The sequence below is a fragment of the Nitrosospira lacus genome (assembly GCF_000355765.4).
GTDB lineage: Bacteria > Pseudomonadota > Gammaproteobacteria > Burkholderiales > Nitrosomonadaceae > Nitrosospira > Nitrosospira lacus.
In genome coordinates this window covers 2,570,069-2,588,583 of sequence record NZ_CP021106.3, presented here as the reverse complement: position 1 = coordinate 2,588,583, position 18,515 = coordinate 2,570,069, and the positions used below count along the sequence as shown (strand labels likewise).

The 18,515-nt window shown below is 53.0% G+C and carries 19 protein-coding genes; 17 read left to right on the top strand and 2 right to left on the bottom strand.

Translation table 11 applies throughout. The features are described 5' to 3' along the window. Window positions 1-69: 69 nt before the first annotated feature. From EBAPG3_RS11765 to EBAPG3_RS11695, 16 genes are all read left to right on the top strand, one after another. The gene (locus EBAPG3_RS11765; protein WP_085922031.1) at window positions 70-687 is read left to right on the top strand and encodes a TetR/AcrR family transcriptional regulator; all 618 of its coding nucleotides are present in this window, start codon (window positions 70-72) and stop codon (window positions 685-687) included. A 60-nt stretch (window positions 688-747) separates the two neighbouring features. Further along, complete coding sequence (locus EBAPG3_RS11760; RefSeq protein WP_085922030.1) at window positions 748-1,848, top strand: metal-dependent hydrolase; 1,101 nt, start codon at window positions 748-750, stop codon at window positions 1,846-1,848. A gap of 391 nt (window positions 1,849-2,239) precedes the next feature. Continuing rightward, entirely contained in the window at window positions 2,240-3,373 is a 1,134-nt protein-coding gene (gene coxB / locus EBAPG3_RS11755; RefSeq protein WP_085922096.1) for a cytochrome c oxidase subunit II, read from the top strand. 159 nt (window positions 3,374-3,532) lie between these two features. After that, window positions 3,533-5,113, top strand: a complete 1,581-nt coding sequence (gene ctaD, locus EBAPG3_RS11750) for a cytochrome c oxidase subunit I (RefSeq protein ID WP_004176722.1) — start codon at window positions 3,533-3,535, stop codon at window positions 5,111-5,113. 21 nt (window positions 5,114-5,134) lie between these two features. Continuing rightward, window positions 5,135-5,290 carry a hypothetical protein gene (locus EBAPG3_RS15235; protein WP_004176721.1) on the top strand — a complete coding sequence of 52 codons (156 nt, stop codon included), beginning with the start codon at window positions 5,135-5,137 and terminating at the stop codon, window positions 5,288-5,290. Window positions 5,291-5,331: 41 nt separating this feature from the next. Continuing rightward, complete coding sequence (locus EBAPG3_RS11745) at window positions 5,332-6,189, top strand: cytochrome c oxidase subunit 3 (RefSeq protein WP_085922029.1); 858 nt, start codon at window positions 5,332-5,334, stop codon at window positions 6,187-6,189. Window positions 6,190-6,255: 66 nt separating this feature from the next. Further along, window positions 6,256-6,726: an RrF2 family transcriptional regulator gene (locus tag EBAPG3_RS11740; RefSeq protein WP_040852137.1), complete on the top strand. Its 471-nt coding sequence runs from the start codon at window positions 6,256-6,258 to the stop codon at window positions 6,724-6,726. A gap of 31 nt (window positions 6,727-6,757) precedes the next feature. Then, window positions 6,758-7,549 carry a transcriptional regulator FNR gene (locus EBAPG3_RS11735; protein WP_004177524.1) on the top strand — a complete coding sequence of 264 codons (792 nt, stop codon included), beginning with the start codon at window positions 6,758-6,760 and terminating at the stop codon, window positions 7,547-7,549. A gap of 607 nt (window positions 7,550-8,156) precedes the next feature. After that, on the top strand, window positions 8,157-8,432 hold the full coding sequence (locus EBAPG3_RS11725; RefSeq protein WP_004177520.1) for a ComEA family DNA-binding protein: 276 nt from the start codon (window positions 8,157-8,159) through the stop codon (window positions 8,430-8,432). Between the two features lie 584 nt (window positions 8,433-9,016). Then, window positions 9,017-9,154, top strand: a complete 138-nt coding sequence (locus EBAPG3_RS15230) for a hypothetical protein (protein WP_161493801.1) — start codon at window positions 9,017-9,019, stop codon at window positions 9,152-9,154. 43 nt (window positions 9,155-9,197) lie between these two features. Continuing rightward, window positions 9,198-10,085, top strand: a complete 888-nt coding sequence (locus EBAPG3_RS11720; RefSeq protein WP_004177516.1) for a hypothetical protein — start codon at window positions 9,198-9,200, stop codon at window positions 10,083-10,085. A gap of 247 nt (window positions 10,086-10,332) precedes the next feature. Beyond that, on the top strand, window positions 10,333-10,632 hold the full coding sequence (locus EBAPG3_RS11715) for a ComEA family DNA-binding protein (RefSeq protein ID WP_004177514.1): 300 nt from the start codon (window positions 10,333-10,335) through the stop codon (window positions 10,630-10,632). A 340-nt stretch (window positions 10,633-10,972) separates the two neighbouring features. Beyond that, window positions 10,973-12,787, top strand: a complete 1,815-nt coding sequence (gene typA, locus EBAPG3_RS11710) for a translational GTPase TypA (protein WP_004177510.1) — start codon at window positions 10,973-10,975, stop codon at window positions 12,785-12,787. Window positions 12,788-12,929: 142 nt separating this feature from the next. Further along, on the top strand, window positions 12,930-13,553 hold the full coding sequence (locus EBAPG3_RS11705; protein WP_004177507.1) for a DsbA family protein: 624 nt from the start codon (window positions 12,930-12,932) through the stop codon (window positions 13,551-13,553). Between the two features lie 224 nt (window positions 13,554-13,777). Further along, a complete protein-coding gene (locus EBAPG3_RS11700) occupies window positions 13,778-14,293 on the top strand; it encodes a hypothetical protein (protein WP_004177506.1) in 516 nt (171 codons plus the stop codon). 691 nt (window positions 14,294-14,984) lie between these two features. Further along, window positions 14,985-15,644 carry a PEP-CTERM sorting domain-containing protein gene (locus EBAPG3_RS11695; protein ID WP_040852112.1) on the top strand — a complete coding sequence of 220 codons (660 nt, stop codon included), beginning with the start codon at window positions 14,985-14,987 and terminating at the stop codon, window positions 15,642-15,644. Between the two features lie 125 nt (window positions 15,645-15,769). Here the strand turns inward: EBAPG3_RS11695 and EBAPG3_RS11690 are convergent, their stop codons facing one another. After that, complete coding sequence (locus EBAPG3_RS11690; RefSeq protein WP_004177498.1) at window positions 15,770-16,429, bottom strand: hypothetical protein; 660 nt, start codon at window positions 16,427-16,429, stop codon at window positions 15,770-15,772. A gap of 467 nt (window positions 16,430-16,896) precedes the next feature. Between EBAPG3_RS11690 and EBAPG3_RS11685 the strand changes: the two genes are divergently transcribed. Next, a complete protein-coding gene (locus EBAPG3_RS11685; RefSeq protein ID WP_004177497.1) occupies window positions 16,897-17,328 on the top strand; it encodes a hypothetical protein in 432 nt (143 codons plus the stop codon). A gap of 50 nt (window positions 17,329-17,378) precedes the next feature. On the opposite strand, the gene EBAPG3_RS11680 is transcribed toward EBAPG3_RS11685, so the two are convergent. Beyond that, window positions 17,379-18,449 (bottom strand): phosphotransferase, encoded by a 1,071-nt coding sequence (locus EBAPG3_RS11680; RefSeq protein WP_040852110.1) that lies wholly within the window; start codon window positions 18,447-18,449, stop codon window positions 17,379-17,381. Window positions 18,450-18,515: the final 66 nt, after the last annotated feature.

The window sequence follows — 18,515 nt, the reverse complement described above, 5'->3', positions numbered from 1 at the left end:
TTACACTTTGTATCAAGGCAAAGTTGAAAGACTTGCCTTCTTCCGAATCAATCATTCATCGGAGGAAACATGGCAACGATTGATCAGATTGTTGACGCCGCGGTTGGGCTGGGCGAGCAGAAATCATGGGAGGCTGTGCGTTTGCACGACGTGGCGGCCATACTGGGGATTACCCTGGATGATGTACGCGCGCATTTCCGCGAGAAAGAAGACATCGTTGATGCCTGGTTTGAGCGTGCCGATAGCGCCATGCTCAAAGCCGCACAAGCTTCCGATTTTTTCTATCTGCGGCCGCGTCAGCGTTTGCACCGTTTGATCATGGCATGGCTTGGCGCACTTCATCCCTACCGCAAAACAACCCGGCAGATGATCTACGGCAAGCTGGAACCGGGACATATCCATATCCAGGTACCCGGACTGATGCGCGTCAGCCGCACCGTACAATGGATGCGTGAAGCGGCTAACCGGGATGCGACCTACATCCGGCGCGCGCTTGAAGAAACCGGACTCACGACGATTTACCTGGCGGCATTTTTTCACTGGATGAATGATAGCTCTCCCGCTTCGAGCAAAACCAGCCGCTTTCTTGAGGGGTGCCTGTCCGTGGCTGAAAACCTGGACCGCATGATATTCAGCCGGAGTAGGACCGTGGAGAGCGGGAGCGAGAAATCGCCACAGGGTATTTGAGCCTGTCTTCAAGTCCGGTGTTTTTCACCATCCTTTCCTACCTGTAATTCCTCAAGCGGCATGGATACCCTGACCCATGCGTTGAGTGGCGCGTTGCTGGCGCGTGCAACCGCACCGGCAATATCGCGTCCCGGCGAGTTGACACCGCGTACGCGCATGGCGGCAGGGTTTCTGGCGGCCGCATTTCCCGATAGCGATATCGTGTTACGCGTGTTTGGTGCACTTCCGTATCTTGACCTGCACCGGGGCGTCACCCACTCAATTATCATGCTTCCCGCATGGGCGCTGGTGCTAGCCTGGCTATTTTCCCGGTTCTCGCGTCAATGCTATTCCTGGCGGGCGATATACGGCACCGCGGCCTTGGGTATCGCCATCCATATCGCGGGCGATGTGTTCACCGCGTACGGCACCATGGTGCTGGCGCCTTTTTCCTATCACCGCTTCGCTCTTCCTTTCACATTTATCATCGACCCGTATTTCACCGCCATTATTGTGATGGGTCTGGCGGCGGCCATGCTCAGGCGCCAGGGGCGATATCCCGCCATCATTGCCCTTGTGGTTCTGGGGGGCTACGTCGGGTTTCAGGGAGTTCTCCATTCCCAGGTCATCAAGGTGGGGAAAGCTTATGCCGCTGCTCATCGGCTGGAAGGAACAGGAACCGGGATTCACGCCATTCCCCAACCGCTGTCGCCGTTCAACTGGAAGATCATCGTCATCCATGGGGACAACTACTACGAGGCATTGGTTAATCTGCGGCATATTCAAGTGCTGAAGCCACCCGATACCGCAAACGGAATATCGGCCATATGGGGAAGGATCGCCTCCGGTTATCAGCCGCCTTCAATGGCGACATGGCGGCACTACGGACGATTCGGCGAAATTGAATCTCAAGATGCGCTCGCGCGCGAGGCCTGGAGCCAGGAGATTTTCACCCGTTACCGTCAGTTTGCGATGTTCCCCTTTCTCGATCGAATTGAATCTACGGGTAGCGGAGTGTGCGTGTGGTTTCTCGATCTGCGCTTTACCCTTCCTTCGCTGCCGCCGTCCCTGGGGTTTGGTGTATGCCGCGATAGTGCCGGGGACCCCTGGCGGCTGGGACAGAAGGCCGGCGCTTTCGGGACCGATACGATTTCAGAGCTGTTGGGAATGGAAGGGGATTAATCGCCCCGCATCGTATTCAGCGACTTCGAAGCGGCTCGTTGAAAGTCCATCATGGATTCCGGATTAAACCAGGAATAACGAAATTCATGGTATTTCCTCGACGGGTAAGTCGCGAGCAATAGCGTTCAATTCACTTATCCGTATCAGTCGCCACCCGTCAAGAGCAGGGCGTGTTGCCGTCATTCTGGCAGTATAGCAGCCAAGTCAATCGCGGCATGCCCAACTTGCCCTCTCCGCAAAATAAATCTCCCTCGGAAAGAATAAACAAAAGTTGACTTTTATCAAGGTTTCCTCGCGTGGCGCGTCATACGATTCGATACCGGATAAGAAAATCTGATTATCTTCAATGTTCATCCGACTGAATGAACAACGCGGATCAAGTGAGGAAAATATGAGCAAGGTAACAGCAGCGCTGGCAGGAGTTCTGACGTTCGCCATGTATTCCGGACTGGCAATGGCGGCGGCGGATCCTCATCAGTTGAACTTGCCCGAGCCGCAGACGATCATCGCCCGGCAGATATATGATCAGCATACGCTGGCCTTATGGATATGCCTGGCGATCTTTATCGGCGTTTTTGGCACCATGTTTTATTCGGTGCTCAAGCACCGCAAGGATGCGGGTTACAAAGCTGCGAATTTCCATCACAGCACCACGGTCGAGATCATCTGGACCATCATCCCGTTCTTCATCCTGGTTGGCATGGCCTATCCGGCCACCAAGACCATCATCGCCATGAAAGACACCTCCAGTCCGGATATCACCATCAAGACGACCGGCTACCAGTGGAAATGGGGGTACGACTATATTACGGGCGAAGGGGAGGGCATCAGCTTCCTGAGTGCATTGTCCACTCCCCGGGCGCAGCAGGAGAACAAGGAAACCAAGGGCGAGAACTACCTGCTGGAAGTGGATAATCCCCTGGTGGTGCCGACAGGCAAGAAGATACGGATACTGCTTACGGCCAACGACGTGATCCATGCCTGGTGGGTTCCGGCCCTGGGGGTCAAGCAGGATGCCATTCCCGGTTTCATACGCGACACCTGGTTCACGGCGGACAAGCCCGGCACCTATCGCGGCCAGTGCGCCGAACTCTGCGGCAAGGAACACGGCTTCATGCCGATAGTGGTGGAAGCGCTGGAGCCGGAGAAATACGCACAGTGGGTGGCTGAAAAGAAGAAGAAATCCGCCGTGGCGGCGGTTGACGTCAACAAGACCTTCACGCTGGACGAGCTGAAAGCCGAAGGCGAGAAAGTCTATGCCGGCAACTGTGTTGCCTGTCACCAGGCTAATGGCAAGGGCGTTCCGGGGACGTTTGCCGCGCTGGATGGATCGAAGATTGCCACGGGTCCCAAGGGCGAGCATATCAACATAGTAATGAACGGAAAGACCGGCACGGCAATGGCGGCTTTCAAGCACCTGTCGGATGTACAAATCGCGGCGGTGGTCACCTACGAGCGCAATGCCTGGGGCAATACCACAGGCGACGTAGTGCAGCCATCCGAAATCAACGAACTCAGAAAATAGCATCAGGAAAGCAAACCATGGCGGCACCCTCACGACATTGCGATTTACTCCATCGCAGACGTTGCGCTGGGGCATCAGGCCACCCACCAAGTGGCCTGATGCCCCAGCTAATTATTATTCAATACCAATATTTCAAAAAATAGCATCAAGGAGAAAGTTATGGCAGCAGTACACGATCACGACATTGCACACGCGCACGACCATCACCCCAGCGGCATGATGCGCTGGCTGACCACCACCAACCACAAAGATATCGGCACGATGTATCTCTGGTTCAGTTTCATCATGTTCCTCACCGGGGGCGTGATGGCGCTGACCATCCGGGCCGAGCTGTTTATGCCCGGGATACAGATCGTCCAGCCGGAGTTCTTTAATCAGTTGACCACCATGCATGGCCTGGTGATGGTGTTCGGCGCCATCATGCCGGCGTTTGTCGGGTTTGCCAACTGGCAGGTACCGATGATGATTGGCGCGCCGGACATGGCTTTCGCCCGCATGAACAACTGGAGCTTCTGGCTGCTGCCTCCGGCGGCCCTGCTGCTGATCACCTCGTTTTTTGTGCCAGGCGGGGCGGCAGCGGGCGGCTGGACATTCTACCCGCCGTTGTCGGTGCAAATGGGCGTGGGCATGGACATGATGATTTTTGCTGTCCACATCCTTGGCGCTTCTTCCATCATGGGATCGATCAATATCATCACCACCATTCTCAATATGCGTGCGCCGGGCATGACGCTGATGAAGATGCCGCTGTTCGTCTGGACCTGGCTGATCACCGCGTATCTGCTGGTACTGGTGATGCCGGTGCTGGCGGGAGTGGTCACCATGCTGCTGACCGACCGCCATTTCGGCACCAACTTCTTTAACGCGGCGGGGGGGGGCGACCCGGTGATGTTCCAGCATATTTTCTGGTTCTTCGGGCACCCGGAAGTCTACATCATGATCTTGCCCTCATTCGGCATTGTCTCGGAAATCATCCCGACATTTGCGCGCAAACCGTTGTTCGGCTACTCCTCGATGGTTTACGCGACCGCTTCCATCGCCATCCTGTCCTGCATCGTCTGGGCGCATCACATGTTCACCGCCGGCATGCCGGTAACCGGGCAGCTGTTTTTCATGTATGGCACGATGCTGATCGCCATCCCGACCGGTGTAAAAGTGTTCAACTGGACCGCCACCATGTGGCGTGGTTCCATGACCTTCGAGACGCCCATGCTGTTCTCGATCGGTTTCATTTTCCTTTTTGTCATCGGCGGTTTCAGCGGCGTGGTCTGCGCAATCGTGCCGATAGATGTCCAGGTACAGGATACCTACTATGTAATCGCGCACTTCCATTATGTGCTGGTATCGGGCTCGCTCTTCGCCATCTTTGCCGGGACTTACTACTGGCTGCCGAAGTGGACCGGGCATATGTATGACGAGACGCTAGGGAAATGGCATTTCTGGCTGTCGATGGTCTTTTTCAATGTCACCTTCTTTGTGCAGCACTTCCTGGGACTGGCGGGCATGCCGCGCCGTATTCCCGACTATGCGCTGCAATTCGCCGATTTCAACATGATTTCCAGTATTGGTGCCTTCGGCTTCGGCACCACTCAATTGCTGTTCCTCTACGTCGTGTTGAAGTGCATCCGTGGCGGAGAAAAAGCACCTGAAAAACCCTGGGAAGGCGCAAAGACGCTGGAGTGGACGCTGCCATCACCGGCGCCCTACCATAGTTTCGAGACACCCCCGTTGGTGAAGTAGCCCTAGAAACAGGAGCGCGATATGTCAAAAAACGTAGATATGTCAGAAAACGTAGATATGCCTGATGACATGGAGATGGAGAGAAGGTACGCAGCAATCAGAACGGCATTGTTTCTGCTGGCTTTCTCTCTGGTCTTGCCGGTGGCGCATTATTTGTGGCAGGCATGCTGTTCTTGATCGGATTTGGCAGTTAATTAAATTTTAAGCGGGAGAAAGAAGTGAGCCAAGAAGCAGGTCACGGTCATTACTACGTTCCGGCCCCATCAACCTATCCGATGACCGGGGCAATAGCGCTGTTATTCATGGGTTTCGGCGCGGCATTCTCAGTCAACAGGCTACCCATAGGTTATGGGCTGCTCACGATTGGCTTTGCCATTCTCTTCTACATGTGCTTTGTCTGGTTCCGCACGGTGGCGCGGGAGAGCGAGAGCGGCAAGTTCAGCGCGCAGGTAGGCCAGTCTTTCCGCTGGGGAATGACCTGGTTCATTTTTTCCGAAGTCATGTTTTTTGCCGCCTTCTTCGGGGCACTGTACTACATGCGGATCTATTCGGTTCCCTGGCTTGCCGATCTGGAGCACAAAGTGCTGTGGCCAGATTTTACGGGCGACTGGCCCACGGCCGGCCCCGGAATCCGCGAGAAGTTCATGCCCATGGGGCCGTGGGGTCTCCCTGCCATCAACACCCTGATACTGCTGACGTCGGGGGTGACGGTTACCTGGGCGCACTGGGCACTCAAGCTGAACAAGCGCGGACAGCTGAAGCTGGGTTTGTTTCTGACGTTTGCGCTGGGATTCCTGTTTGTCGGCCTGCAGGCGTATGAATATGGCCATGCCTACTCCGATCTCAACCTCAAGCTGACGACCGGCGCCTATGGTGCGTCGTTTTACATGCTGACCGGTTTTCACGGTTTCCATGTGACGCTGGGTTCCATCATGCTGCTGGTGATATGGTTTCGCGTCATGGCAGGCCACTTCACGCCCGAGAATCACTTTGGCTTTGAAGGGGTCGCCTGGTACTGGCACTTTGTGGATGTGGTCTGGCTGGGGTTGTTTATCTTCGTCTATTGGCTCGTGTGAGGGATGACGGAATTTTATGTCCGGAATTTGCTCTAATAATTACAATGCTTGCGCGATACTTTCGCAGTGATCCTGTCCCGTACAACCCAGTATGCTATTCAGGCCCTGATATACATGGCCACGCAGCCGCCCGGTGTAGCGGTATTGAATCGTACGATTGCCGAACACCTGAACTCGCCGCCTACTTATCTGGCCAAGATTTTGCAGGAATTGTGCAGGGGTAATCTGCTATATTCTTTTCGTGGCAAGCAAGGTGGCTTCTGCTTGCGGGAAAAGAGCGATAAAATCAACCTGATGCAAATTGTCAGGCTGACCGAGGGCCCGGAATTCACGGAAGGCTGCGTGCTGGGACTCAAGGTTTGCAGCGACAAAACCGCCTGCCCGATGCATACGAAATGGTGGCCGATCAAGCAGGAGATCGTGAAGCTGCTGCAAAATCAGACGCTGGAAATGCTTGCCGAGATGGTGGCAAGCGGTAAATATCAACTCACGGATTTCCCCGGGGCGGTTTTGGGAGACCTGAAGCTCCCCACGTAGTTTGTGAATTTTATTGCCAACAGGTTCCGACATGCCAGAGCGCGCGCTAAAAATGCTACCCCTCACCGCAGAACCCGCAGGTGTGCCGATCGATTGCAGGAATTGCGGCGCTTATCAATTATGCATGTCCTTATGGCTGAAAACTGGCGATGCTTCGTTACTCGAGCGAGTCGTCAAAAAGAAGCAGGTATTTAAACGCGGCGAGGTTCTATATCGCATGGGGCAATCTCTTGAGTATATCTACGTCATTCGCGGCGGGTCGGTAAAAACCTGTGTCAGTACTGAAGACGGGCAGGTTCAAGTGATGGGTTTTCACATAGCGGGAGAATTGCTGGGCCTGAACGCCATCGGAAATCGGCAACACAACTGCGAGGCTCGGGCAACGGGAGTCACTTCCGTCTGCGAAGTTTCGGTAGATCGTTTCGAGGAATTGGCCAGGGAAGATCCTGCCATCCAGTACGAAATTTTCAAGATCATGAGCGCGGAAATCCGTCACAGCCAGGAATTACTGCTGCTGCTTGGCAAGCACAACGCCGATGAGCGTCTTGCCGCTTTTTTACTCAACCTGTCGCAGCAATTCGCGCAGCGCCATTGTTCAGCTACCGAATTTAACCTGAGCATGTCCCGCAGTGATATTGGCGATTACCTGGGAATCGCGGAGGAGACCGTGTGCCGCATATTTGCACGGTTTCAGGATGACGGGCTCGTTAGCAGCGAGTGCCGGCATATCAAGCTAAACGATGTGGAGCGTTTGCAGCAGATCGCCTGTCATAGGCCTTCCAGGGATTTGCGGAACATCGTGGGTTCCGATCTCAAGGCCTGACTCACAAGTTCATGCCCCTGTCTCAGGACAGAGAAATTCCGGTTTCATCGGATTAATGATCTCCGCTGGTTTTATGCACGTCCTGGTAAGGGTTTTTCTTTCCGGTGCGGTTGATGCATGCCGTTCCCGGCGCTCGTCTATCGTTATTTCCGAAGTTATGCGGTTGGGAATCAGCCATTTCCAGTGAAAGGCCGCAAAAGTGATAGTTGCAAATGCTCATTGGCATGGCCGGAATGCGCTGTGATTCCGGGAACATGAGTCTGATTATTCCTAACCCTTAACTCGAATGTCTCATAAATTGACGCGCGTCCTTGCTGGTCTTTTGTTTTTTTTATGGAAATCTTGTTCAGTCGGGCGTATGAATAACTACGCCGCTTTTTCATGGAATCTCTCTACGAAACAAAATCCTGCGTAATCATCACGCGAATTTATGAAACATCAGGGCTAATGTGTATCGTTCAGAGAAATTTAGGGGAGGGAAAGTTGCAAATTACTGCTATTCTGCGTAGGGGTTTTCTTCGTTTGTTTTTTCCCCCATGAGGTCTTTCATAGTCCTGTGATGAAGAATTTTATATTACCCATTGTTTTTTAATTTAAAGGAAAGTTCGTGAAAAAATTGCTTATTACCCTTGTCACAATGTTGGCGTTTACCGGTGCTGCTCACGCAGTCGTTAATATCAATACCGCTACCCAGGCCGAGCTTCAGACTCTTCCAGGCATCTCTTCCGCCAGAGCCAAGGCGATCATTGAATATCGCACAAAAGCGGGTGCGTTCAGGGCGACGGACGATTTGATAAAGGTGGATGACACAATCGATATGCGAGACCTACGCAAGGATGTTACGATCACCGGTCCCACCCTGATTCGACCAGTAGCCAAGTAAGAGAAAAAGCGCACGGATTGCCTGGAGCTATTAACGGAGCTCTGAATGGGCACTCCGTGCCGTGACCCTCTCGGGACGGTGCTTTACGAGTGTTCTGCCTTGTCAGGCGATCTTGGCACCGATCGAAGGGCGTCGACCATTCGTGCTTTGGCCGCCCCTTTCCTTATTGTCTATAGGGCATCCTGTCCTTCGGAATCCGCTATCGGCCACCGTCTCACGCCTATTGACGAATTCAGAGCGTTATTCAGAGGCGTCCTAACCTCTCGTTCCACCTCACTCTCGTTCTCCCCCGGGTACTGATCCGGTCAAACTCCAGGCCCTGTCTCTTCGTGAAACAGGCAAGGTTGGCTGGTATTCACTCTTTTCGCAAAAAAGTACACAGAAGATGACATCCGTCAGGTTCTTATTTCCTGAGGCGCCATATCATTCGCTATCGGATATGAGAATCCGATTATCTTTAATTCGTGAATCCATAGTTGCCTTACCGTAATGCAGTTTGCATGAGCCGAATCCCGTGACTTCTCCCGTCCGAACTTTCGCTTGCCGCTGGTGGTGGCGGTCAATCGCATCGAGGCCGGAGGGGATTGACTCGCTTGGCCCTGGGTCAGGGCATGGCATGGCATGGCATGGCAACACTCGAGTGGCGGACACATCATGAAAAAACCGTAATTTGCCGTCTTGTCTGGAGTTTCCCCGCCACTTTCCGCCAATGCTATGGCTGAATCAGTAACCAATAAAATCCGATAAACCATGGAGGAAAATTGAATGAAACGGTTCTTTGACAAGACGCGGCTGTCCGTCAGTGTTGCCGCCGCTTCGCTCGCCATTGTCATGGCAACGGTTGCGCCGCAGGCTTCGGCTCAGGATGCAAAAACCGAAGCTTTGGAACGCTCCCTCAAACAATTGGAAGCAAGTATGCAAGCTATTCGGAGTGAACTGAACCAGCTGAAATCCGAATCTGCCCGGGATACGCAGAAGCTCATGAAAATGGAGGAAAGGTCCACTTCGATGGAGAAACGGCAAACCCTGGAAGCGCAGAAGGTGACGAGAATTGAAGAGGTTGCGGCATCGGTGGGGAAACGTCCGGACAGCAAATCGCATATGCTGTTTTTCCGCGGCGGTTTTGCGCACAGCAATGAGCTCCGTAACGGTGTATCCATACAAAGCGGCGGTCTTGGCGGCGCCGGAGGGCAGGCAGATAGAGATGCATGGTATATCGGAGCGGGTTTTGACTTTAACCTGACAAACGATGCCTGGGGTTTGATGCCAAAAACGAGTGTCATGTCTGAAGTGATGTTCGAATACAAGGAGTACGGTTCCAAGGTACGAGGCAACGCGCTTCCCGCTCCAGGAGCTGGCGTAAATGTCAGCCAATTTACGCTGACGGCAGCGCCGAAAATCAAATTTCTGGAGGGCTACAGATTCAGACCCTGGATTATCCCCGCGGGCTTGGGTATCCATGTGATCAGCCCTCCGTCCGAGTCCATTACGGTATTGATTCCCGGGGTCATGTTTGGTGCCGGTGCCGATTACAGAATCTGGAAAGATTTGTATGTTGGCGTTGATGCCCGTTATCACCTGACCAGTGGCAGAAATGACGGCATCAAAATCGATGGCGTGACTGCCGGCGGTTATCTTGGAATCGGTTTCTAAAGATATCGATCCTGGAACACGGACAAAAATGAAGGAGAACCTGGCACCCTCTCGAAAAACCACGCTATGCAACTGTATTTATCCCTGAGCGTAACCCGGGAATGATGCGGGCGTGAAAATAAGCCATGGATCTTGATCCGATGCTCTTCGGTGTCGGTCTCGGATGGAGGTTCTGAGTCTGCCAGATATTTTTATTCGATAAGAGTTTTTCGTTGTATGCCATTTATTTTTAACACGAGGAGTACCCATGAAAAAGTCGCTTATTACCATTGTCACGTTGCTAACGTTTACCGGTAGCGCTTACGCGGCCGTCAACATCAATACCGCTACCCAGGCCGAGCTTCAGACTCTCAAAGGCATCACCGCCGCCAAAGCCAAGGCGATCATCGACTATCGTTCAAAGGCGGGCTCATTCAAGTCGACGGATGATCTCGAAAAGGTTGAGGGTGTTAACAGCCATACTGTGGATATGCAGCAGCTCCGCAGGGATATTACGCTTACCGGACCCACCGTGCTCAGAAACGAAAGCAAGCCTGCAGGCAAGTAGGAGAAGGTTAAGCCAGAAAGAAAATCAGCCGCAAAAATGGGCGGGAGCAGGAAATTTCTGGCCGAATTCCCGCTTTTGCGACAAAACCCCCGGGTAATCCGGGGGTTTTCGTTTATTTCCATTCGGTAATCCGATTGAAACAGTAGGCGAGTATAAAGATTATCCTGCCGCTGGTGCAGGGCTTGCGGGGATGAACCGCTTGTTCATCTTCTGATAAGCTGGCCCTCAGCTGCTTTCCATTGAACCAACCGAGCATCAAGGGTCCGTACATGATACGGGCGAACTTCCCCGCTACCTGTTATAATTCTGCCCTTTTGCCGTTCCAACCAAGGATTTCCGCATGTCAAGATCCATTCGCAATATCGCTATCATCGCCCACGTCGATCACGGCAAGACCACATTGGTGGATAAGCTATTGCATCAGGCGGGTTCTTTCGCCGCGCACCAGCACATTGCCGAGCGGGTGATGGATTCCAGCGATATTGAGCGCGAGCGCGGCATCACCATACTCGCCAAGAACTGTGCGGTGGACTACGAAGGCGTGCATATCAATATCGTGGATACGCCCGGCCATGCCGATTTTGGCGGTGAGGTGGAGCGCGTGCTATCGATGGTGGATGGCGTGCTGCTGCTGGTGGACGCGGTCGAGGGTCCCATGCCGCAAACTCGTTTCGTCACCAAAAAAGCGCTGGCACTCGGATTGCATCCCATCGTAGTGGTCAACAAGATCGACCGTCCCGGCGCGCGCCCGGACTGGGTGGTGAACCACACCTTCGATTTGTTCGACAAGCTGGGAGCGAATGAAGAGCAACTGGATTTTCCTGTGGTCTATGCCTCGGCACTCAACGGCTACGCCATGATGGATTTGAAACAGGCCAACACCGATATGCGCCCGCTGTTTGACACCATACTCAGGCACGTTCCGGCACCCGTCGGCAATCCCGATGAACCGCTGCAGCTGCAGATCAGCGCGCTGGACTATTCCAGTTTTGTCGGGCGCATCGGTATTGGCCGCATCAGCCGCGGCCGGCTCAAGCCTGGCCAGGACGTAATGGTACTGGCGGGAAATAGTGCGCCGAAGAAAGCCAGGGTCAATCAGGTATTGGGTTTTCGTGGCATCGAACGCGTGCAGTTGGAGGAGGCGCTGGCGGGCGACATTGTCTTGATCAATGGGGTGGAGGAACTTGGTATCGGTACGACCTTGGCTGATATCGATCAGCCCGAAGCGTTGCCGATGTCTATGGTGGATGAGCCCACGCTGACAATGAATTTTCAAGTGAATACATCACCTTTTGCCGGAAAGGAAGGCAAATTCGTTACCAGCCGGCAATTGCGTGAGCGCCTTGAAAAAGAGCTGCTTACCAATGTTGCGATGAAGCTGGAGGATACCGGCGACACCGACTCGTTTCTGGTTTCCGGGCGAGGTGAGTTGCACCTGACTATTCTGCTCGAAAGTATGCGGCGCGAAGGCTATGAGCTGGCGGTGTCGCGCCCCCATGTGGTGATCCGCGAAATAGACGGTGTCAAATGCGAGCCGTTCGAGATGTTGACCGTGGATGTGGAAGAATCCCATCAGGGGGCGGTTATGGAGGCGCTGGGCGCGCGCCGTGGTGATTTGCAGGATATGGTGTCGGATGAACGCGGAAGAGTGCGGCTCGATTACCGTATTCCCGCGCGCGGACTGATTGGCTTTCAATCCGACTTCATGACCATGACGCGCGGCACAGGGCTCATGAGTCACGTGTTCGATGAATATGCGCCCATGCGGCCGGAAATCGCTGCGCGCCGCAACGGCGTACTGATTTCCGCCGAGCAGGGCGAGGCTGTGGCCTACGCGTTGTGGAAATTGCAAGAGCGTGGGCGCATGTTCGTCAGTCCCGGCGATCGCCTGTATGAAGGCATGGTAATCGGTATTCACAGCCGCGATAATGATCTGGTTGTCAACCCCATCAAGGGGAAGCAGCTTACCAACGTACGTGCTTCGGGAACCGACGAAGCCGTGACCCTGACCCCACCGATTCAGCTCACGCTGGAGTCGGCGATCGAATTCATCGCCGACGATGAGCTGGTGGAGATCACGCCCAAGACCATTCGTGTCCGCAAGCGTTTCCTGCAGGAACACGAGCGCAAGAAAGCCTCGCGGGCTGCCGCGTAATTTCACTCAGCAGACGGATGGATTAGTCCGTCAGTGTCTTGATCTGCTCATTTGCATCCACGGGTGGATATCCATACGATGGATGTGTGGCTATACTTTCTTCCGCTGGTCAAACTGATCGAATGGACGAAAGCGGCTCGTGATGAATGAAAAAACCCTGTGGTATATCGCTGACCCGATGTGTTCATGGTGCTGGGGTTTCTCGCCTGTGATCGAGGCAATTCGTTGCGAGTATGGGGTTCGTCTGAAAATGGAATTGTTGCTTGGGGGCTTGCGGCCGGGCACGAAAGAGCCCATGCCTTCCACGCAACGCGAGGCAATATTGCGCCATTGGCAAGCGGTGCATCGTCTGACGGGACAGCCATTTCGCTTCGAAGGCGCAATGCCGTCAGGATTCATCTACGATACCGAACCTGCCAGCCGTGGTGTAGTCGCGGCGTCCATCATCAATTCCGACACGGTTTTTCCATTTTTCAAGGCGGTGCAATCCGCTTTTTATATTGAACAGCAGGATGTAACCACTGCTGTTGTGCTGACGCGGTTAGCCGCGGACACTGGATTGGACGCGCACCACTTTTTGCAAGTGTTTGAATCCGATATTGCAAGGAGCCAAACCCTTGGCCATTTTCAAGAAGCGCGTCAATGGGGCGTGCACGGCTTCCCTGCGGTGATCATGCAGGATGCAACGGGCTGCCGCGTACTCACCGGCGGCTATCGTCCGTTGGAAGAATTGCGCCTGAAGCTGGATAATTGGTTGAAGGGGTAGCATTTCCATTTCCGATCGCTACGGGCAACGAGACTCGTTTTCTATGATATTGCAGTCCACGCAAATAACGTTATCATGCTATTCATTTTTCCGGCTGATTCCTGCCCATTGCAGAGATGATGTAAACGTCCGGCTTGGCGGCGCGTTAGGGCATTATGTCGGCCGTTGCAGAACCAATCGGTGGAGACGACGGTTTCCAATTACGGAATCCATAATCACTTATCATGCTTAAAATTTTCCTGAATCTTCTTATTCCCACCATTGCGCTGTCACTATCTTTCATCCCCATGCCTGTTTCCGCTGAAAAGCCCATGGGAGCAGGGAACCACAAGGCGGGTAAGCGAGGTCAGCATAAAGGCCGCAAACACGAAAAAAATTATCAAAATTACCAGGATGGAAATCAGTATCGTGGGGGCGGACGTGCAATTCGTCATTTTGACGATCGTCAACGCACTATCCTTTCGGATTATTTCAGGCCCCGGTTCCAGAGCGGACGTTGCCCACCCGGGCTGGCAAAGAAGTACAACGGTTGCATGCCGCCGGGACAGGCGAAAAAATGGAGAGTAGGTTATCCGCTGCCGCGGGGCGTGACCTTTTATGATTTGCCCCCGCACTTGATTGGACAACTGGGATATCCCGGTCCCGGATACCGTTACGTACGTGTTGCGGCGGATGTTCTTCTGATCGCCGCTGGAACGGGTATGGTGCTCGCTGCAGTTGAAGATTTGAACGGGATGTGAGCTACCATGCGGATTACGGGAGGCAGTTGATTTAAAATCAGCTGACCGACGGCATGTAGCAGGGTTGAATGACCTCCGGTAGAGCCGGGGGCTTATTTTTGCCAGTCACTCGAGGTCAAGAAACCGGTGTCAAGCCTGAGTCCATCATAGCGGCCACTTCGTCCCCCTGGTGGCGGATGTGCTCTCTAATCATCACCTCATCCCAGTCCAACACCCGATATAAATAAACCACGGGTCCCGAAATTCTCGTCCGTGAAGTTCCTGGATGGCCTCCATAATTGTAATTGCGCTCTTACCCTCGATATAACTCAGCGTATGCACACGATACCGCGTCGGCACCATCGAATTCATACCGTAATATTTTTCGACAAATCCATTTGTAAACAGAAGTAAAAGACTAGCGCCTCAATTGAACTTAGGCTCTGGTTAATATTAATTACAATTCAGTTACTTGGATTAAAGATTAATTTCTATGGCATATCCATTGAGCCATAATGAGATTGTCGCTGCGACCCTTATGGCACTTTTATTACATTTTACCGCTTTTAGGGCTTCATTTTTCTGGCATGATAATTGCTTGGTTTATCATGTGCCCCATGATTTCTTCCTGGTTTTGGGACTTGGTTCACGAGTATTCCGACGGGGTAATATTATCTACCCGGCAGTTTAGTCATGATCGATTAGGAGAGATATGAATATTTTGTCAAAATCTGTTATAGCGGCTTTAGCGTTAGCGGGAATGGTTTCCACTGCAACGGCCTCGGGTGTTATTACCAGTGTGACGGCCAGCGGACCAGGGCTGGAGTCATTTTCTGTTCTCAGCAATTCCACTAATCCCAACACGCTGGGTTTTTCCAACGTCTTTTCCGGTGCCGGCCCGATTACGCTGACGTTTACGGTAGCGCACGGTACGGGCAATGGAGGAGCCTACGACGTGACTGGATTGATCACCAACAATACGACCTTGCCATTTACTGATTTCCACTTGAGTATTACTGAGCCGGCCGATGTAAAGGGTAACGGTGTGGTGTTTACCAGCTTCAAATCATCTATGCTAGGTAATTTTCTGCTTGCTTCGCCTTCTGTGGCTCAACCAGACCCTTTTCACCCCACCGGTCCGCGTGATCTGAATTTCACCGAAGGATTGGCTGCCGGAGAGGCCATAAATGCGGGATTTAATCTTAAAATGTTCGATCCAGGCGCGGGAAACACGTATACCTTTACGCTGACACAAACGCCCACCGTGAGCGTCGTTCCGGAACCGGAAACTTATGCCATGCTATTGGCAGGTCTTGGGTTGATAGGCTTTATTGCCACGCACAGGCGTGGCAAAACAAAGCATCTAACCTGATTATCTGCCATTCTTCCGATGCCCCCGTTCTTGTGGCGGGGGTTTGTTTTGGTAAACGCCAAACCGCGACAATCATTGCCAACGTGCGCGCCACCGCTGCGTCAAAGTCAGCTTAGCGGCGGGTTTTACAGACCGGTACCGCCGGACCAGCCAAAACGTTCCAGTAATCTTTGAAATGTCTCGCTCGTGATGATAGCTGCAATAAGGTACGAGGTTAAACTTAATAGAGCAACCGTGGTAATGGATCTCAATGGGCTCAGATTGGAATAGTGCCGCCATTGGGATAAAAATCCAGCATCCTCCGGCGCGCCGGGCTGCGTGTACGGCTCCAATTCCGCGAGGACATTGCGCCGCGCTTTGCGAAGCGCGTTGGCGGCGCCCATGCGATATGTGGAGTCGAGAAGTTCCAGTCGTTTGGCATCCATATCGAAAGAAGATTCATAAACCATTGCTTTTTTCGTCACCTCCCGGTAGAAATCCTGCATCCGTTCCAGGTAGCGGTCGTCCGCAAATATTTCATTCACCATCCCCTCAATGGCGGATGCGTCATTCTTGCTCAGGATGGTGGCTCGCGATTTCAGAGCCGGAGTCAGCTCCTGAATAAATTCTTGTTCCTTTCTGGCGATAAGCCTGAGCCAAATGGCCTCCGCGGCCTGTGGCGATGGAATGTGGAATTTAATGCCGTCATAATATGCGTTGTCATAGAGCTTATCGAGTTCGATTCTCGTTGTGCTTTCGCAATCAACGTCAATTATTTCAAGCCTGCTCTTGAGCGTATCTGTCATTATTGTTCCAGAAGCAACCTCTGGCGGGGATCATGAGTTAAGCAGTGATCCATTGCGAATTGTTACAGTGTAGCGCAATTTTCGGTAAAACGCGCAACACCCGCGTCCACCATATAATCCTGGAAGATCGCCAATCAATGGCTCGACACCTGGTCATGGACGTAGTACGCTGTTCAACCGCTTTAAAGAATCGTGTGGTCTCTTCGTCTTAAAGAATCAAGGTGAAAAGTGACTGGCCGAGTACCGGTTTTTGAAGATTTTGAAGGCCAACAATCGTTCTGTCGGTTGAAAAGTGATGAAATATGAATCGGCCAGATCTTTTGCAGCTGGATTGCAACTGATTTCTTTAAAGTTCGACAGGCTGCTGGTTGCCAAGGCATCAAAAGAGCAAGCATAAAATGCCGGATGCGGAATACGTTCCCAGGGTTGCTATTCCATAATCAACAACTTGATGGAGGAAATACATCATGAAGCGAATTGTCCTTCTGACCTCTCCTGCCCTTATTGCCGTCGCGCTTGGGGCGAACGCCGGTACTTTAAACAACGGGAGCTGGTCGCCAGGCGGATGCGGTACGCTATCCGAGGCGCCTGCTGTCGATTCCAGCAGCGTGGATACTATTAATCGAAGCATCGCAGCGGTGAACGAGTGGCAGAAGCAGGTTCAGTCTTACGATGAATGCATGATCAAGGAGGCAAATGCCGACACCTCGACTATCGCAAACTCTGCAAATGCCCAACAAGCGCGATATCGTGAGGCATCACAGAAGATCAATGCGGAAGCGGCTGCGGGAAGGGAAAAATTCAGCAGTCAATCTTCGTCCCCTGGAATCAGCAATCCCGGCATGGGTAACCCCGGTATGAATAATCCAGGGTCAGGCGTGAGCGGTCAAGGATACTAGCTCGAATCGACGCATGTCCTTGACGTCGTCCTTGAACGGGGATGAATACATCATATCGGAATAGCGGAAAAGGCATCGAGATCCTCGATCGCGGCAGCAGTTCTGCGAATGAGCTCATGATTGCTTTCCAACTCCATCATTCCACCGACCGCAAGGGACACAACCATTGCTTCGAAAGGATATGTAAGGTGTGCCCGATATCTCCGCATAAGATTTTCGGTGTCGATGCCGGCGATTCCGTGATCCCGAAGTTCCTTCCCATAAATTGACAACAGATTTGCTTCATGAAGCCGTCTGACTTTGGGGTCAAGCGCGGTTGCCAGGAAATAGGCAACATCACCGACCCCCTCGCCAACACGGACGAGTTGCCAATCAAGGAGGCCAGGTTTGGATCGGCTCCAGAATAAATTGCCGGGATGACAATCATGATGGACCAGTGTCTGGGGTGTATTCGAAAGATAATGCATCACTCGGCGGCGATGCTGCGCATAATGTATAGCCGACGCATGGAGAGGCCGTGATATAAGCTTACCCGCTTGACGTAACCCCCGTTTCATCAATGGAACCGCCAGCGCTGTGCCCAGGTGGTCTTCAAGGCGGCGAACGGGTCCATTCAGCCAATAGTAGGTTTTCTCGAGATCTGCCTTATTCCAGAAGTGGGCATGAAGGCGGGCGAGCTGCTGAACAACCAGTAAAGCTTGTTCCACAGTCAGAGCGTCCGCTGGATTACCGGTAACCCCGCCGGATTCCGTAACGTCGGTGAGCACCAATATGGCGCCCCTGCCAAGGCTGCTCTGCGCCGCCAGGATTCCGGGCATGGCAACGGGAACTGCTTGGGCTGCCTCATTATAGAAACGTACCTCGGTATGCAACAGCCTTGGTAATGCCGTGATCAGTCGCGCGCGCCATGCCAGTGATGGCAGCTTTACAAACCACTGCCTAGGCAGCTTTTCCGGTCCGTTATGTTTAACTGAGAGACGGATTCGCGTGGTGGTGCCGACCTGAACAGAAACAATGGCGACGCTTGATACCATTACGTTGGGATAGTGACTGTTAACTATCTGTTGCGCCCACCCATCAGTTAGGCCATCGGGATGGTTTGCAAGGATATTATGTTTCATTGCTGCGGTGGGCACTGCAGGATTCCAGTCTGCTGAATGGTTAATACGGCCAATCCCTGGTGGATA